Annotated in this window: 2 protein-coding genes and 2 pseudogenes; all 4 read right to left on the minus strand. The window is 65.3% G+C overall.

Annotation, left to right across the window (positions count from 1 at the left end; translation table 11 throughout):
- Positions 1 to 33: 33 nt before the first annotated feature.
- Positions 34 to 8,631 (minus strand): amino acid adenylation domain-containing protein, encoded by an 8,598-nt coding sequence (locus ABNP31_RS19420; RefSeq protein ID WP_350012675.1) that lies wholly within the window; start codon positions 8,629 to 8,631, stop codon positions 34 to 36.
- 22 nt (positions 8,632 to 8,653) lie between these two features.
- Positions 8,654 to 15,097 carry an amino acid adenylation domain-containing protein gene (locus ABNP31_RS19425; RefSeq protein ID WP_433916061.1) on the minus strand — a complete coding sequence of 2,148 codons (6,444 nt, stop codon included), beginning with the start codon at positions 15,095 to 15,097 and terminating at the stop codon, positions 8,654 to 8,656.
- Positions 15,098 to 15,202: 105 nt separating this feature from the next.
- A pseudogene (locus tag ABNP31_RS26260) lies at positions 15,203 to 17,020 on the minus strand (amino acid adenylation domain-containing protein); the annotation flags it as partial.
- A pseudogene (locus ABNP31_RS26265) lies at positions 16,994 to 18,373 on the minus strand (condensation domain-containing protein); the annotation flags it as partial. The pseudogenes ABNP31_RS26265 and ABNP31_RS26260, both read right to left, overlap by 27 nt.
- Positions 18,374 to 18,628: the final 255 nt, after the last annotated feature.

The following is an 18,628-nucleotide window of genomic DNA, read 5'->3' on the forward strand; positions in this document are numbered from 1 at the left end:
GGCCCCACAGGTCATTCAGCCGGCCTTGCCGGGTCAACCCATGACCGGCTCCGCCACCAGCCTGGCCGCAAGCCCCTCGATCACATCCGGATGCTTGAGGATGTCATAGTGACCCGCTGCAACCGCGTGGTTCTCACCGCTTCCGTGAACCGCGAAGCGTTGGCCATGGTCACCTGCCCACCAGCACAAGGCAGCGGCGCGGGTTGCCGGCAATGCCGGCAACCGTTCCGACAACGCCTTGAGCCGCATCGCCACGGCAAAGGTGTGGGCCAGTTCGGCGCTTTCGACACTGGCGAAGGCCGACGCTACCTGCAGCCCCGAGCGTGCCTCTTCGATCAGCCGCTCAAGCAGCGGCACACCACTGCCCGCCGCGATGGCAGGCAGCACCAGCTGCTCCTTGGCCAGCCCCAGCAGCACACTCAGGAAGCTGCCAAGGTCGGCACTCCAGTCCGCCGCCGGCGTTGCCGGCGCACCGGTTGGGATAAAACTGTCGACCAGGCCAAGCAACGATACTTGCTGGCCCTGGGCTTCCAGCTCCTGGGCCACCAGCACCGCCAGCGTGCCACCCAGCGACCAGCCGGCAAGCTGGTATGGCCCTTCGGGCTGCTTCTGGCGAATGTACTGGGCATAGTCGATCGCCATGGCCTGCAACGAATCATCCTGCCAGTTGCGATCGAGCAACATGCGGCATTGCACGCCGTAGACGCTGCAATGCCCTTCCAGCCGGCGCGCCAGCGGCTCGTAGTCGAACACCGTGCCAAAGCCTGCATGCAGGCAGAACAGCGGCCTGGCCCCGGCTACCCGGCTGTTGAGCAGCAGCAGCGGATCAAGGGCAACGTCGGCATCGGTATAGCCGGAAAGCTCGCCAATGGTGGGCCTGGCCATGACATCGCGCAGTTTCAGCTCGATCGACAGGTCGGGCCGTGCTCGTACCTTCGACAGCATCTTCAGCACGCGCAGCGAATCGCCCCCCAATTCGAAGAAGTTGTCATCGACACCAACTTCATCCACCTCCAGCACTTCCTGCCAGATGGCCGCCAGCGCCTTTTCCGTGTCATCGCGCGGAGCCACCCGCACCGGGCGCCCGGCCAACTCCGGGGCCGGCAGCGCATTGCGATCGATCTTGCCATTGGGAGTGAGTGGAAACGCCGGCAGCAATACCCACTGGGTCGGCACCATGTAGTCCGGCAGGTCGGCACGCAAGGCGTCACGCAATGGCGTAGCGGAAGTCACCCCATTGCCGGTGACCAGATACGCCACCAATTGCTTGCCGGTAGCGCCCTCCCGGGCCACCACCACAGCATCCCGCACATCCGCCAGATTACGCAGCCGTGCTTCGACTTCCCCAGGTTCGATGCGGAAACCGCGAACCTTCAACTGGTTGTCCAGGCGGCCGATGAAATCGATCACGCCATCCGCCCGACGACGCACCCGGTCACCGGTGCGGTACAGCCGCCCGCCCTGGGCAAACGGGTCGGCGACAAAGCGCTCGGCGGTCAGGGACGGACGCTGGTGATACCCGCGCGCCACACCCTCGCCACCAATGTAGAGTTCCCCGGCCACGCCATCGGGCACCGGGTTCAGGCTTTGGTCCAGCACATGCAGCGTGCGCTGGCCAACCCGCTCACCGATCGGCGCATACACCGCCTGGCATGACTGCTGTGCCGATACTTTCCACAACAGGGGGGTCACGACCGTTTCGGTAGGCCCGTAGCCATTGGTCAGGAACTGCGGGCGCAAGGTCCGCTTGACCAGTTCGAACAGTGCATCGGGCACCGCGTCACCGCCAAAGCAATAGATGCGCACCGGCGGTGCGGCCTCCTGCCGGGTTTGCGCGAACTCGGCCAGTTGCTGCAGATACGCCGGCGGGAAGCAGGCAATGTCGATGCGCTCGGCATGCAGTACCTGCCAGGTTTGCTCGGCAGTCCACAGCTGGCTACCGCGCACCACCAGGCAGCCGCCCGACGACAGGGTCGACAGCCAACGCTCCTGGGCACCGTCGAAAGCGAACGACATGAACAACAGCTCGCGAGTGCTTTCATCCATCTGGTAAAGGCGGGCGATTGCCTGGCAGTGCATGCCGATCTGCCCGTGGCTGACCGCCACGCCCTTGGGCTTGCCGGTAGAGCCAGAGGTATAGATCAGGTACGCCAGGTTGGTGTCGTGCACCATCACCTGAGGGGCATCGGACGGCAAGCTGGCGATAGCCAGAAGGTCCAGCTCCACGCAGTGCTCCACCCCGGCAAAACGCTGGCGCAAGCCGCTGCTGGTCACCAGCAGGTGCATGGCCGAATCCTCGACAATCCACTGCAAGCGATCCTGCGGGTAGTCGATATCCAGCGGCACATAGGCGGCGCCGGTTTTCATCACCGCCAGAAATGCCACGATCACCTCCACCGAGCGTTCCAGGGCGATGCCGACCGTAACCTCCGGGCGCGCACCCAAGGCAATCAGGTGGTGTGCCAGGCGGTTGGCACGCTCATCCAGCTGGGCGTAGCTCAACTGTCGCTCGCCACAGGCCACCGCAATTGCCTCTGGCCGCACCTGGGCATGCCGGGCAATCAGCTCGGCCAGCCTTGGCATGGCCTGCTCGCATGGCTGCAAGCCATTGCGAGCCTGGGCCTGCTGCGCTTGCGCCGGGGTCAGCATGTCCAGGCTGCCCACGGTGGCGTGAGGGTTGTCGAGCATGCCCTCGAGCAGCCGTTCGAAACTGCCACGAATGCTGTCGGTGGCTTGCTCCGTGAAGCGGTTGCGCAAGTAGAGGAACTCGACCGAGAGCGTCTCGCCCAGATGCACCGCCAGGTCCATGGCGTAGTTGGTCACGTCGCGGTTGCTCACCTCACCGAACTGCAGCGAGCCACCACCACCTTCCTGCAGGCGTTCGTCCACCGGGTAGTTCTCGAACACCACGATGCTGTCGAACAACGCTTGCCCGGCCTGCCCTGCCCAGCGCTGCACATCGGCCAAGGCTGCATGTTCGTGGTCGCGCAGTTCCAGGTTGCAGGCCTGCAGTTGCTGCAGCCAGTCGACAATCCGCTGCTGCGGTTGGGGCGTCTGCACCACCGGCAAGGTGTTGATGAACAACCCCAGCATTTCGTCGGCACCGCGCAAGCCGGCTGGCCGGCCCGCCACGGTGGCGCCGAAGCACACCGTGGCTTGCCCGGTATAGCGCTGTAGCAGCAGCAGCCAGGTCGCTTGGATCAAGGTGTTTGGGGTGATGCGCAAGCGCTGGGCCTGCTCGCGCAGTTGCCGGGTACGCGAGGCATCCCAACGCAGGTACAGCGCGGCGTGCCCCTGCAGGTCTGCCGCCGGGCGAGCCGCCAGGCTGTCCGCCAGCCAGGTGGGGCTTTCCAGCTCTTGCAGCTTGCCTCGCCAGAACTGCTCCAGCGCCGCCTTGGGTTGCCCGGCAAGCCAGCGGATGTAATCGCCAAACCGCCCTGCCGGCGCTCGCGCAGGGTGGCCATGGTAAGTCTGCAACACCTCGCCAAGCAGCCGCGAGGTACTCCAGCCGTCCATCAGTATGTGATGACGGGTCCATAGCAGATGCAAACGTTCGTCGTCCAGCCGCACCAGGGTCAGGCGCATCAACGGTGCGACACTCAGGTCCAGGCCTTGTGCGGCATCGGCCTCGGCCAGCGCCTGCAGCATCTGCGCACTTACCGAGCGGTCGCGCCAGTCATGCACGACCACCGGCAATTCGACCTTGCGGTAGACAAGCTGCAAAGGTTCGGCCAAGTGGGGCGCCGACCAGAAGGCACTGCGCAGGATATCGTGACAGTCGATCACCTGCTGCCAGGCTGCCACGAACCGTTCGATTTCCAGGCCTTTGACTTCCACCGAAGTCTGGTTGATGTAAAGCGCGCCTTCAGGCCCCTGCAGCGAATGGAACAGCATGCCCTGCTGCATCGGCGACAGCGGGTAGATATCGGCCACCTGCCGTGCAACTGCCGGCAGCTCATCCAGCTGTTGTTGGCGCAGCGCGGCCAGTGGGAAGTCCGAAGGCGTTACACCACGGTTGCCAGGCTCGCAGCAATGAGCGATCAGCGCGCCAAGCTCCGCGGCATAGTCATCTGCCAACTTTTGCATGACCGCTGTGTCGTAGCGCTGCGCACTGAAGGTCCAGCCAAGTTTCAGCTCGCCGCCGTATACCTGGCCGTTCAGGGCGATCTGGCTACCGAGTGGCGCATCGGCTGGTTTGGCCGCACCGCCGTATTCCCGCGCGGGTGCGAACAAGCCCGACTGCTCGTCGAAGCTACCGTCGAACTGCCCGAGGTAGTTGAACACGATCTCGCCCTGAGGCAACGCAGCCAGGGCCTCACGCGCACCAGCCGGCCCCATGTACTTCAGCGCGCCATAGCCAAGGCCTTTGTTCGGCACGGCCCGCAGCTGCTCCTTGACCGCCTTGATCGATTCGGCGATCCCGCCCAGCGGGCTCAGCTTCACTGGGTACATGCTGGTGAACCAGCCCACCGTGCGGCTCAGGTCAATGTCATCGAACAGGTCTTCCCGGCCATGGCCTTCCAGCCTGACCAGCACCTCCGGCCGCTCGGTCCAGCGGGCGATCACCCGAGCCAGGGACGTCAGCAGCAAGTCATTGATCTGCGTGCGATAGGCCGCTGGAGCATCGTGCAACAACTGTCGGGTGGCTTCGCGGCCCAGCCGCGTACTGACCGACGCAGCGTGCTGCTGCTGGTTGCCGCCCTGCGCATTGGCGCACGGCAGGTGGTCGCTGGTGCCCTGCAACTGCGCTTGCCAGTAGGCAAGTTCCGCTTGCAGCGCCTCGCTCTGGGCATAGGCCTGCAGGTGCTGCGCCCAGGTCTTGTAGGCGCTGGTCTTGGCTGGCAATTGCACCGGCTGTCGGTTGCCCAGGGCCTGGTAGGCCTGTTGCAGGTCCTCCAGCAACAGGCGCCACGACACGCCATCTACCGCCAGGTGATGAATGACCAGCAGCAGACGCTGGCTGCCATCGGGCAGGCTGGCCAGCAGCGCACGGACCAGCAAGCCTTGCTGCAGGTTCAGGCTGCGTTGGGCCTGGTCAGCGAGTGCGGACAACGCCTCCTCGTCGGCGCACGCATGCTCCCAGAGTATCCGCGCCTGCTGCTGTGGCTTGTACTCGGCTTGCCAGGCCCCCGCCTGCTGCTCGAAGCCCAGGCGCAGTGCATCATGATGGGCGACCAGTGCCAGCAACGCATCGTGCAGGCGGTCCGCTTGCAGGGGTTCGCTGGGTGTCAGCAGAATCGACTGGTTCCAATGCCCACGCTCACCGATGTCGGCCTCGAAGAACCATTGCTGAATCGGGGTCAGCGGTGTGCTGCCCGTGATCGGCCCTTGCTCGCCAATACCTTCGACAACACGCCGCGCCACCGTGGCCAGGCCTTGTACGGTCTGATGCTGGAACAGTTGCTTGGGGGTGAACTGCACGCCGGCCTGGCGGGCCTTGCCCACCAGCTGAAGGGAAACGATGGAGTCGCCACCCAGTTCGAAGAAGTTGTCGCCCAGGCCTACCCGCTCCAGTTTCAGCACATCGGCCCAGATCGCCGCGATCTGTTGTTCCAGTTCACTCTGCGGGGCCACATATTCCGCTTGCAGCAGGCTGGCGTCCGGTTGCGGCAATGCACGGCGGTCCAGCTTGCCGTTGGCGGTCAAGGGCAGTTTGGCCAGGAACAGCAGGTGGGCCGGCACCATGTAGTCCGGCAGGCTTGCCTTCAGCGCAGTGCGCAGCGCCTCGCGCTCGGCAGCCTGGCCCTCGGTGCTGGCCATCACGGCTGCATCGGCAGGCACCACATAACCCACCAGCTGCTTGCCGCCCGGGCCGTCCTGGGCCAGTACCACGCCCTGAGCCACGCTGGCCTGCGCCTGCAGCCGCGCCTCGATCTCGCCCAGTTCGATGCGAAAACCTCGAATCTTCACCTGATGGTCGATCCGCCCCAGGTACTCCACCACCCCCGCGCCGCCGTAGCGGGCCAGGTCGCCCGAGCGGTACAGGCGGCCACCCTGGCTGTCGAACGGGTTCGGCACGAAGCGCTCGGCGGTCAGCCCCGGGCGCCCGTGATATCCCCGCGCCAGGCCAGCCTGGCCGATCACCAGCTCGCCGTGGCTGCCTGGGGCCACCGGGTTCAGCGCGGCATCCAGCAGGTACCACGACAGGTCCGGGATCACCTCGCCGATCGGGCTGCTCGCGCCCTTGGCCAGGTCGGCCTGGGTGATCGGCCGGTAGGTCACGTGCACCGTGGTTTCGGTGATGCCGTACATATTGATCAGCCGTGGCTGCTGGTCGCCGAACACCTCGAACCAGGGTTCGAGGCTGCTCACGTCCAGCGCTTCGCCGCCGAACACCACATGCCGCAAGGCCAGGCCCTGCCCCTGCCGCGCTGCCGCGCAGGCTACCGGGATCAACTGGCGGAACGCCGACGGCGTCTGGTTCAGCACCGTCACCTGCTCGCGCTGCAGCAGCGCATGGAAGTCCTCGGTGGAACGCGCCACATCCTTGGCCACCATCACCGCCCGGCCGCCATACAACAGCGCGCCGAACAGCTCCCATACCGAGAAGTCGAAGGCGTAGGAGTGGAACACCGTCCACACGTCACTGGCATCGAAACGGAACCAGTCCTGGGTCGCCGCGAACAGCCGGACCACGTTCTGGTGCGGCAGCAGCGTACCCTTGGGCTTGCCGGTGGAGCCGGAGGTGTAGATCACGTAGGCCAGGTTCTGCGGGGCTACTTCGATATTCGGGTTGGCATCGCTGTAGCCGGTCAGGTCTTCGACATCCAGATCCAGGCTGTGCAGGCCAACCGGGATCGGCAGGGCTTCACGCAGGTGCGACTGGGTCAGCAGCAAGGCAATGCCACTGTCGGCGAACATGTAGCTGAGGCGGTCTTCCGGGTACTCCGGATCCAGCGGCACATAGGCACCACCGGCCTTGAGAATGCCCAGCAGGCCGACCACCATGTCCAGGCTGCGCTCCATGGCGATGCCTACCAGCACATCAGGGCCGACACCTCGCTCGATCAGCTTGTGCGCCAACTGGTTGGCCCGGCGGTTCAGCTCGCCGTAGCTCAGGGTCTGCTCGCCGAAGGTGACTGCCGGGGCTTCGGGGGCGGTGGCCACCTGGGCCTCGATCAGCTCATGAATGGTTCGCTCATCCGGGAAGGCGACGGTGTTGCGGTTCCAGTCACACAGCACGGCCTGCTGCTCGTCCTCGCCCAGCAACGGCAGCTCGCTGATGCGCTGGCCCGGTTGGCGCACGATGGCTTCCAGCAGGTTGAGCCAATGCCGCGCCATGCGCTCGATGGTGCTGGTGTCGAACAGGTCGGTGGCATAGGTCAGCGAAGCACCGATGCCCTTTTCATGCTCGGAGGTGTCCAAAGCCAGGTCGAACTTGGCGGTCTGGTTGTCCCAGGCCAACTCCTCCATCTCCAGCCCCGCTATACGTCGGGGCTCGCCCTTGGCCTGGGTCTGGTGGTTGTACAACACCTGGAACAGCGGATTGTGGCTCAGGTTGCGCTCCGGCTGCAGCGCATCGACCAGCTGCTCGAACGGCAGGTCCTGGTGGGCCTGGGCACCCAGGGCACGTTGCCTGACATGTTGCAGCAGCTCGCTGAACGTCAGTTGCACATCGAACTCGGCACGCAGCACCTGGGTGTTGACGAAGAAGCCGATCAAGCGCTCGGTCTCGACCCGGTTACGGTTGGCAATCGGTACCCCAACGCGGATATCAGCCTGGCCCGAGTAGCGATGCAGCAGGGTCTGGAAGCTGGCCAGCAGCAGCATGAACGGCGTCACGCCCTGCTGCTGGGCAACCCGTTTCAGGTTGGTGGCCAGCGCATCGCCCAGCACGATCGGCAACCGTGCCCCTCTGTGGCTCGGCATGGCCGGGCGCGGATGGTCCAGCGGCAGCTCCAGCACCGGTTGCTCATCGCCCAACTGTTCGGTCCAGTAGGCCAGTTGCCGTGCCTGCTCGCCGGCTTCCATCCAGCTACGCTGCCAAATGGCATAGTCGGCATACTGGATCGGCAGGGCCGGCAGTTGCGTTACCTGGCCCTGGCTGAAACCTTGATAGAACTGCACCAGCTCATTGACCATCACCGGCATCGACCAGCCGTCGGCGACGATATGGTGCAGGGTCAGCACCAGCACGTGCTGGTCCGCCGCCAGGCGCAGCAGCCGGGCCCGCAACAGCGGCCCCTGCTCCAGGTCGAACGGTTGCCCTGCTTCGGTCTCGACCCAGGCCCGCACAGCGGCCTCGTCGGCGTTTGCCTGCTCTTCGATGACCAGCTCGAACGGCACTTGAGCATGAATGACCTGCACCGCCTGCTCACCGTCGCGACGGAACGTGGTACGCAGCGTTTCATGTCGCTCGATCAAGGCCGCAAAGGCCAGTTGCAGAGCTGTGGTATCCAGATTCCCCTTGAATTTCAAGGCAGCCGGGATGTTGTAGGTGGCACTGGCAGGCTCCCATTGCCACAGGAACCACTGCCGTTGCTGGGCGTATGAAAGCGCCGGCAACGGATGCTCGCCGCGCACCTCGGGGATCGGCAACTGGGCCAGGCTCATGCCCTTCGCCGCCAGTTTCTCGAGGAAGAGTTTGCGCTGTGGCAGCGGCAGGCCGATGAAGCGCTGCACCAGGGCCATGTTTCTGTTATCCGTTTGCATTTCAGACTGCCTCAAGCTCGCTCATGAAGTCCTGGAGTTCATCCAGGTCTGCATCGCTATGGGTATTCAAGCCATTGATCATTGCTGCGTAGTCCTGCAGCGTTTGCGCCTGGAACAACAACGCCAGGGGCAGGCTCGTGCCAAGCTCGACCTGTAGCCGCGCCATGACCTGGGTAGCCAGCAAGGAGTGCCCACCCAGTTCGAAGAAGTTGTCGCCAAGGCCTACCCGCTCCAGCTTCAGCACATCGGCCCAGATCGCCGCGATCCGTTGCTCCAGTTCGCTTTGCGGCGCGAGGTACTCGCGCTGCAACTGGCTGGCATCCGGTTGCGGCAGGGCACTGCGGTCCAGCTTGCCGTTGGCGGTCAACGGCAATTTGGCCAGGAACAGCAGGTGGGCCGGCACCATGTAGTCCGGCAGGCTCGCCTTCAACGCAGTGCGCAGCGCCTCGCGCTCGGTAGCCTGGGCCTCGGTGCTGGCCATCACGGCCGCATCGGCAGGCACCACATAACCCACCAGCTGCTTGCCGCCCGGGCCGTCCTGGGCCAGTACCACGCCCTGGGCCACGCTGGCCTGCGCCTGCAGCCGCGCCTCGATTTCGCCCAGTTCGATACGAAAACCTCGAATCTTCACTTGATGGTCGATCCGCCCCAGGTACTCCACCACCCCCGCGCCGCCGTAGCGGGCCAGGTCGCCCGAGCGGTACAGGCGGCCACCCTGGCTGTCGAACGGGTTCGGCACGAAGCGCTCGGCGGTCAGCCCCGGGCGCCCGTGATACCCCCGCGCCAGGCCGGCCTGGCCGATCACCAGTTCGCCGTGGCTGCCCGGGGCCACCGGGTTCAGCGCGGCATCCAGCAGGTACCACGACAGGTCCGGGATCACCTCGCCGATCGGGCTGCTCGCGCCCCTGGCCAAGTCGGCCTGGGTGATCGGCCGGTAGGTCACGTGCACCGTGGTCTCGGTGATGCCGTACATGTTGATCAGCCGTGGCTGCTGGTCGCCGAATACCTCGAACCAGGGCTTGAGGCTGCTCACGTCCAGCGCCTCGCCGCCGAACACCACATGCCGCAGGGCCAGGCCCTGCCCCTGCCGGGCTGCCGCGCAGGCCACCGGGATCAACTGGCGGAACGCCGACGGCGTCTGGTTCAGCACCGTCACCTGCTCGCGCTGCAGCAGCGCATGGAAGTCCTCGGTGGAACGTGCCACGTCCTTGGCCACCATCACCGCCCGGCCGCCATACAACAGCGCGCCGAACAGCTCCCATACCGAGAAGTCGAAGGCGTAGGAGTGGAACACCGTCCACACGTCACTGGCATCGAAACGGAACCAGTCCTGGGTCGCCGCGAACAGGCGGACCACGTTCTGGTGCGGCAGCAGCGTGCCCTTGGGCTTGCCGGTGGAGCCGGAGGTGTAGATCACGTAGGCCAGGTTCTGCGGGGCTACTTCGATATTCGGATTAGCGTCGCTGTAGCCGACCAGAGTTTGTTCATCCAGCTCCAGGCACTCGATAGCGGCCGGAATTGGCAGTGCCTCACGCAGATGTGCCTGGGTCAGCAATAAAGTGATGCCGCTATCAGCAAACATGTAGGCCAGACGGTCTTCCGGGTACTCCGGATCCAGCGGCACATAGGCACCACCGGCCTTGAGAATGCCCAGCAGGCCGACCACCATGTCCAGGCTGCGCTCCATGGCGATGCCTACCAGCACATCCGGGCCAACGCCGCGCTCGATGAGCTTGTGCGCCAGCTGGTTGGCCCGGCGGTTCAGCTCGCCGTAGCTCAAGGTCTGCTCGCCGAAGGTGACTGCCGGGGCTTCGGGGGCGGCGACCACCTGGGCCTCGATCAGCTCATGAATGCTGCGCTCATCCGGGAAGGCGACGGTGTTGCGGTTCCAGTCACGCAGCACCGCTCGCTGCTCGTCCTCGCCCAGCAATGGCAGCTCGCTGATGCGCTGGCTCGGTTGGTGCACGATGGCTTCCAGCAGGTTGACCCAGTGCCGCGCCATGCGCTCGATGGTGCTGGCGTCGAACAGGTCGGTGGCATAGGTCAGCGAAGCCCCGATGCCCTTTTCATGCTCGAATGTATCCAGGGACAGGTCGAACTTGGCCGTATTCGTGCTCCACTCCAGGCCGGACATTTCCAGGCCCGGCAAGCGGTGCTGGCTGCCCTTGAGCTCGGTCTGGTGGTTGTACAGCACCTGGAACAACGGGTTGTGCCCAAGATTGCGCTCAGGCTGCAAGGCTTCGACCAGTTGCTCGAATGGCAGGTCCTGGTGGGCCTGCGCGCCCAACGTGCGCTGGCGCACCTGTTGCAGCAGCTCGCCGAACGTCAGCTGCATATCGAACTCGGCACGCAGCACCTGGGTGTTGACGAAGAAACCGATCAGGCGCTCGGTCTCGACCCGGTTGCGGTTGGCCGTGGGCACACCAACACGGATGTCGGCCTGGCCCGAGTAGCGATGCAGCAAGGTCTGGAAGCTGGCCAGCAACAGCATGAACGGCGTCACGCCCTGCTGCTGGGCAACGCGCTTGAGGTTGGCCGCCAGCTCATTGCCCAACTCAATCGGCCACCGCGCGCCTTGGTGGCTCGGTACAGCCGGGCGCGGATGGTCCAACGGCAGCTCCAGCACCGGTTGCTCATCACCCAACTGTTCGGTCCAGTAGGCCAGCTGCCGCGCCTGCTCACCGGCCTCCATCCAGTTGCGCTGCCACACGGCAAAGTCCGCGTACTGGATCGGCAAGGGCGGCAACTGCGGCACCTGGCCCTGGCTGTAGCCGGCATACAGTTGCACCAGTTCGTCGACCAGCAACGGCATCGACCAGCCGTCGGCGACGATATGGTGCAGGGTCAGCACCAATACATGCTGGTCCGCCGCCAGACGCAGCAGCAGGGCCCGCAGCAGCGGCCCCTGCTCCAAGTCGAACGGTTGCCCTGCTTCGGTCTCGACCCCGGCCCGCACAGCGGCCTCGTCGGCATACGCCTGCTCCTCGACGACCAGCTCGAACGGCAGCTGGCCATGAATGACCTGCACCGCCTGCTCGCCGTCCAGGCGGAAGGTGGTGCGCAGGGTTTCGTGACGCTCGATCAAGGCGCCGAAGGCCTGTTGCAGGGCGGCGACATCCAGCGCCCCGGCCAGCTTCAGTGCGGCCGGAATGTTGTAGGTGGCACTGTGCGGTGCCCATTGCCACAAGAACCACTGCCGTTGCTGGGCATAGGAAAGCGCCAGCGGCTGCTCCCGGGAAACCCGCCCAATGACGCTGGAGCAAGCCTGCTCACCTTGCGCTGCAAGCCTGGCGAAGTCGGCCAGGCTCGACGTTTCGAACAGCGCGCGCAACTGCAGCTCCACGCCCAGGCTCTGACGTACCCGGGAGATCACCTGGACGGCGAGCAAGGAATGCCCACCCAGTTCGAAGAAGTTGTCGCCCAGGCCTACCCGCTCCAGTTTCAGCACATCGGCCCAGATCGCCGCGATCTGTTGTTCCAGTTCACTCTGCGGGGCCACATATTCCGCTTGCAGCAGGCTGGCGTCCGGTTGCGGCAATGCACGGCGGTCCAGCTTGCCGTTGGCGGTCAACGGCAGTTTGGCCAGGAACAGCAGGTGGGCCGGCACCATGTAGTCCGGCAGGCTCGCCTTCAACGCAGTGCGCAGCGCCTCGCGCTCGGCAGCCTGGGTCTCGGTGCTGGCCATCACGGCCGCATCGGCAGGCACCACATAACCCACCAGCTGCTTGCCGCCCGGGCCGTCCTGGGCCAGTACCACGCCCTGGGCCACGCTGGCTTGCGCCTGCAGCCGCGCCTCGATCTCGCCCAGTTCGATGCGAAAACCTCGAATCTTCACCTGATGGTCGATCCGCCCCAGGTACTCCACCACCCCCGCGCCGCCGTAGCGGGCCAGGTCGCCCGAGCGGTACAGGCGGCCACCCTGGCTGTCGAACGGGTTCGGCACGAAGCGCTCGGCGGTCAGCCCCGGGCGCCCGTGATACCCCCGCGCCAGGCCGGCCTGGCCGATCACCAGCTCGCCGTGGCTGCCTGGGGCCACCGGGTTCAGCGCGGCATCCAGCAGGTACCACGACAGGTCCGGGATCACCTCGCCGATCGGGCTGCTCGCGCCCTTGGCCAGGTCGGCCTGGGTGATCGGCCGGTAGGTCACGTGCACCGTGGTTTCGGTGATGCCGTACATATTGATCAGCCGTGGCTGCTGGTCGCCGAACACCTCGAACCAGGGTTCGAGGCTGCTCACGTCCAGCGCTTCGCCGCCGAACACCACATGTCGCAAGGCCAGGCCCTGCCCCTGGCGCGCTGCCGCGCAGGCCACCGGGATCAACTGGCGGAACGCCGACGGCGTCTGGTTCAGCACCGTTACCCGCTCGCGCTGCAGCAGCGCATGGAAGTCCTCGGTGGAACGTGCCACGTCCTTGGTCACCATCACCGCCCGGCCGCCATACAACAGCGCGCCGAACAGCTCCCATACCGAGAAGTCGAAGGCATAGGAGTGGAACACCGTCCACACGTCACTGGCGTCGAAACGGAACCAGTCCTGGGTCGCCGCGAACAGCCGGACCACGTTCTGGTGCGGCAACAGCGTGCCCTTGGGCTTGCCGGTGGAGCCGGAGGTGTAGATCACGTAGGCCAGGTTCTGCGGGGCTACGTCGATAGTCGGGTTGGCATCGCTGTAGCCGGTCAGGTCTTCGACATCCAGATCCAGGCTGTGCAGGCCAACCGGGATCGGCAGGGCTTCACGCAGGTGCGACTGGGTCAGCAGCAAGGCAATGCCACTGTCGGCGAACATGTAGCTGAGGCGGTCTTCCGGGTACTCCGGATCCAGCGGCACATAGGCACCACCGGCCTTGAGAATGCCCAGCAGGCCAACCACCATGTCCAGGCTGCGCTCCATGGCGATGCCAACCAGCACATCAGGGCCAACGCCGCGCTCGATCAGCTTGTGCGCCAGCTGGTTGGCCCGGCGGTTCAGTTCGCCGTAGCTCAGGGTCTGCTCGCCGAAGGTGGCTGCCGGGGCCTCGGGGGCGGTGGCCACCTGGGCCTCGATCAGCTCATGAATGGTTCGCTCATCCGGGAAGGCGGCGGTATTGCGGTTCCAGTCACGCAGCACGGCCTGCTGCTCGTCCTCGCCCAGCAACGGCAGCTCGCTGATGCGTTGCCCGGGCTGGCGCACGATGGCTGCGAGCAGGTTGACCCAATGCCGCGCCATGCGCTCGATGGTGCTGGCGTCGAACAGGTCGGTGGCATAGGTCAGCGAAGCCCCGATGCCCTTTTCGTGCTCGAATGTATCCAGGGACAGGTCGAACTTGGCCGTATTCGTGCTCCACTCCAAGCCCGACATTTCCAGGCCCGGCAAGCGGTGCTGGCTGCCCTTGAGCTCGGTCTGGTGGTTGTACAGCACCTGGAACAACGGGTTGTGCCCAAGGTTGCGCTCAGGCTGCAAGGCTTCGACCAGTTGCTCGAATGGCAGGTCCTGGTGGGCCTGCGCGCCCAACGTGCGCTGGCGCACCTGTTGCAGCAGCTCGCCGAACGTCAGCTGCACATCGAACTCAGCACGCAGCACCTGGGTGTTGACGAAGAAGCCGATCAGGCGCTCGGTCTCGACCCGGTTGCGGTTGGCCGTGGGCACACCAACACGGATGTCGGCCTGGCCCGAGTAGCGATGCAGCAAGGTCTGGAAGCTGGCCAGCAACAGCATGAACGGCGTCACGCCCTGCTGCTGGGCAACGCGCTTGAGGTTGGCCGCCAGCTCATTGCCCAACTCAATCGGCCACCGCGCGCCTTGGTGGCTCGGTACAGCCGGGCGCGGATGGTCCAACGGCAGCTCCAGCACCGGTTGCTCATCACCCAACTGTTCGGTCCAGTAGGCCAGCTGCCGCGCCTGCTCACCGGCCTCCATCCAGTTGCGCTGCCACACGGCAAAGTCCGCGTACTGGATCGGCAAGGGCGGCAACTGCGGCACCTGGCCCTGGCTGTAGCCGGCATACAGTTGCACCAGTTCGTCGACCATCACCGGCATCGACCAGCCGTCGGCGACGATATGGTGCAGGGTCAGCACCAGCACGTGCTGGTCCGCCGCCAGGCGCAGCAGCCCGGCCCGCAGCAGCGGCCCCTGCTCCAGGTCGAACGGTTTCCCCGCTTCGGTCTCGACCCAGGCCCGCACAGCGGCCTCGTCGGCGTACGCCTGCTCCTCGACGACAAGCTCGAACGGCAGCTGGCCATGAATGACCTGCACTGCCTGCTCGCCATCCAGGCGGAAAGTGGTGCGCAAAGTTTCGTGACGCTCGATCAAGGCGCCGAAGGCCTGTTGCAGGGCGGCGATATCCAGCGCCCCGGCCAGCTTCAGTGCGGCCGGAATGTTGTAGGTGGCACTGTGCGGTGCCCATTGCCACAAGAACCACTGCCGTTGCTGGGCGTAGGAAAGCGCTAGCGGCTTCGCCCTGCTCACGCATTCGATGACAGCAGCCTGTGCCCGTTCACCGTGCTCGGCACGTTTGGCAAAGTCCCTCAACACCGGAGCCTCGAACAGGGTAAGCAACTGCACGTCCAGCCCCAGGTGCTGACGAATGCGGGCAATCACCGAAACTGCCAGCAGGGAATGCCCGCCCTGCAGGAAGAAGTGGTCGCCGAGGCCGACCCTCTCCACCTTCAGCACATCGGCCCAGATCGCCGCGATCTGCTGCTCCAAAGCACTCTGCGGCGCGATGTACTCGCCCTGCAACTGGCTGGCATCCGGCTGCGGCAGGGCCTTGCGGTCCAGCTTGCCGTTCGGCGTCACTGGCAGCTTGCCGAGCAGCAGCAGGTGCGCCGGCACCATGTAGTCCGGCAAACCGGCCTTCAGCGCCTCGCGCAGGCTGTCGCGCAATGCGCCTTCGTCTTGCGTGCTGTCGGCAGGCACCACATAGCCCACCAGCTGCTTGCCGCTTGGCCCGTCCTGGGCCAGCACCACGGCTTCCTGCACACTCGGCAGCTCCAATAGACGCGCCTCGATCTCACCCAGTTCGATACGCAGGCCACGGATCTTCACCTGGTGGTCTATGCGCCCGGCATAGTCGATCACACCATCGGCGCGGTAGCGCGCCAGGTCGCCGGTGCGGTACAGGCGCCCGCCGTTGTCGCTGAACGGGTCCGGCACGAAGCGTTCGGCGGTCAGCGCCGGGCGTTGGTGGTAACCACGGGCCAGGCCGACACCACCGAGGTACAGCTCGCCAGCACTGCCGCGCACCGCCGGTTGCAGGCTGCCTTCGAGGATGTGGGTCTTGAGGTTGTCGATCGGCTGGCCGATCGGCACGCTGATGCTTTCGTCCGGCTGGCAGGTCCAATGGGTCACGTCGATCGCCGCTTCGGTCGGGCCGTACAGGTTGTACAGGCCCACCGCCGGCAGGCGTTGCAGGGTCTGGCGGGCCAGCTCGGCCGGCAACGCTTCACCACTGCACACCACGCGCTTGAGGCTGATGCAGCTTTCGACCGCTTCGTGGGTCATGAACGCCTGCAGCATCGACGGCACGAAGTGCAGCGTGCTGATGCCGTAATGATTGATGGTTTCGACCAGCAACTGCGGGTCGCGGTGCGCGCCGGGCTGGGCCACGACCAGGCGCGCGCCAGTCATCAGCGGCCAGAAGAATTCCCACACCGACACATCAAAGCTGAACGGGGTTTTCTGCAACACGCTATCGCTGGCGTCCAGGCGGTAGGCCTTCTGCATCCAGCACAGGCGGTTGACCAGCGCCTGATGGCTGTTGCCAGCGCCCTTCGGGCGACCGGTGGAGCCGGAGGTGTAGATCACGTAGGCGAGGTTCAGCGGGGCCACGTCGACATTCGGGTTGGCATCGCTGTAGTCGTCGAAGTTCTCGGTATCCAGGTCCAGGCTGCGCAGGCCGGCCGGGATCGGCAGGGTCTCGCGCAAATGCGACTGGGTCAGCAGCAAGGCGATGCCGCTGTCCTCGAACATGTAGCTCAGACGGTCCTGGGGATATTCCGGGTCCAGCGGCACATAGGCGCCGCCGGCCTTCACGATACCCAGCAAGCCGATGACCATCTCCAGGCTGCGCTCCATGGCGATGCCCACCAGCACATCCGGGCCCACGCCCAGCTCGCGCAGCTTGTGCGCCAGCTGGTTGCTACGGCGGTTGAGCTCGGCATAGCTCAGGGTCTGCTCGCCAAAGACCAGCGCCGGGGCATCCGGGGTGGCGAACACCTGGGCCTCGATCAGCTGATGGATGCTGTGCCCTGCCGGGAAGTCCGCTTCGGTGGCGTTCCAGTCGCGCACGATGATGTGCCGCTCAGGCACGTCCAGCAGCGGCAGGTCGGCAACCCGCTGCCCAGGCTCGCATACGATCCCCTGCAGCAGGTTCAGCCAATGCCGGGCCATGCCCTCGATGGTCGCCGCGTCGAACAGGTCGGTGGCGTAGGTCAGTGCCGCGCCAATGCCCTGCTCGTGCTCGAAGGTATCCAGGGTCAGGTCGAACTTGGCGGTGTGGCTGTCCCAGACCAGCTCTTCCATCTGCAGCCCTTGCAGGCTACGGCGCTCGCCCTTGGCCTGGGTCTGGTGGTTGTACATGACCTGGAACAGCGGGCTGTGGCCCAGGTTGCGCTCGACCTGCAAGGCCTCGACCAACTGCTCGAACGGCAGGTCCTGATGGGCCTGGGCACCCAGTGCGCGTTGCTTCACCTGCTGCAGCAGGTTAATGAAGGTCATCTGCAGGTCGAACTCGGCCCGTAACACCTGGGTGTTGACGAAAAAGCCGATCAGGCGCTCGGTCTCGACCCGGTTGCGGTTGGCAACCGGTACACCGACGCGGATGTCTGGCTGGCCACTGTAGCGGTGCAGCAGCGCCTGGAAGCTGGCCAGCAACAGCATGAATGGCGTCACGCCCTGCTGCTGGGCCAGCTGCTTGAGCGCCCCGGCCAGTTGCTGGTCCAGAGCGACCTTTACCCGTGCGCCCTGATGGCTGCTCACGGCGGGCCGTGGGCGGTCGGTGGGCAGCTCCAGCACGGGCTGCTCTTCCCCCAGTTGCGCGGTCCAGTAGGCCAGTTGCCTTTCCTGCTCGCCGGCCTCCATCCAGTTGCGCTGCCAGGTGGCGTAATCGGCGTACTGCACCGGCAGTGTCGGCAACGCCACGGGTTGGCCCTGGCTGTGGCCGTGGTAGAGCTGCACCAGCTCGTTGACCATTACCGGCATCGACCAGCCGTCGGAGACGATGTGGTGCAGGGTCAGCACCAGCACATGTTCGTCTGCTGCCAGGCGCAACAGGCGCACACGCAGCAGCGGGCCCTGCTGCAGGTCGAAAGGCAGGTGGGCTTCGGCCTCGACACGCTGACGCAGGTGGCTGTAATCGGCCTGCGCCAGCACTTCAACGGCCAGTTCGAAAGGGATATGTGGGTGGATCACCTGAACCGCTTGCTCCCCTTCCAGGCGGAAGGTTGTACGCAGCGTTTCGTGGCGCTCGATCAGGGCCTCGAAACTGCGCTGCAGGGCTTGGGTATCCAGGTGGCCTTTGAAATGCAAGACGGACGAGAGGTTGTACGCGCCGCCCACCTCGCCCAATTGCGACAGTATCCACAGGCGCTGCTGAGCGTAGGAAAGCAGCACCGGCTCTGCAGGATCCCTCGGGAAGATCGGCGTGACACCGTACAGGTTCACGCCTTGTTTCTTGAGCAAGGCTGCCAACGCCTTACGTTTTTGGGTGGACAACGATACGACCGTATCGAGCAGCTCTTGCACAGGGAATCTCCTAAGAAATCAGCTCATCAATTTCCTCCGTAGTTAGACGGTTGAGTGGTGGCATGGATTTAGATGGAAATTCGGGGGAGGCAGCGCCCGGTGCATGTACAGCGTCAGCCTGAAACCTGCACCGAACCCACTTCCCATGGCACTGCACATAACTCATTGAATTGGCAGGGCCCCTGTGGAACTCGGAAACCTGCGCCGTACCTGTAGGAGCCGGCGCGCCCGCGAACACCGGCGTAGCCGGTGCCA

It is taken from the genome of Pseudomonas asiatica, from assembly GCF_040214835.1.
GTDB lineage: Bacteria > Pseudomonadota > Gammaproteobacteria > Pseudomonadales > Pseudomonadaceae > Aquipseudomonas > Aquipseudomonas putida_Z.

Excerpts from the sequence above, each read along its gene's own strand:
- ABNP31_RS19420 (WP_350012675.1), bottom strand. The coding sequence starts at position 8,631 with ATGGCCCTGGTGCAGCGCTTCATCGGCCTGCCGCTGCCACAGCGCAAA.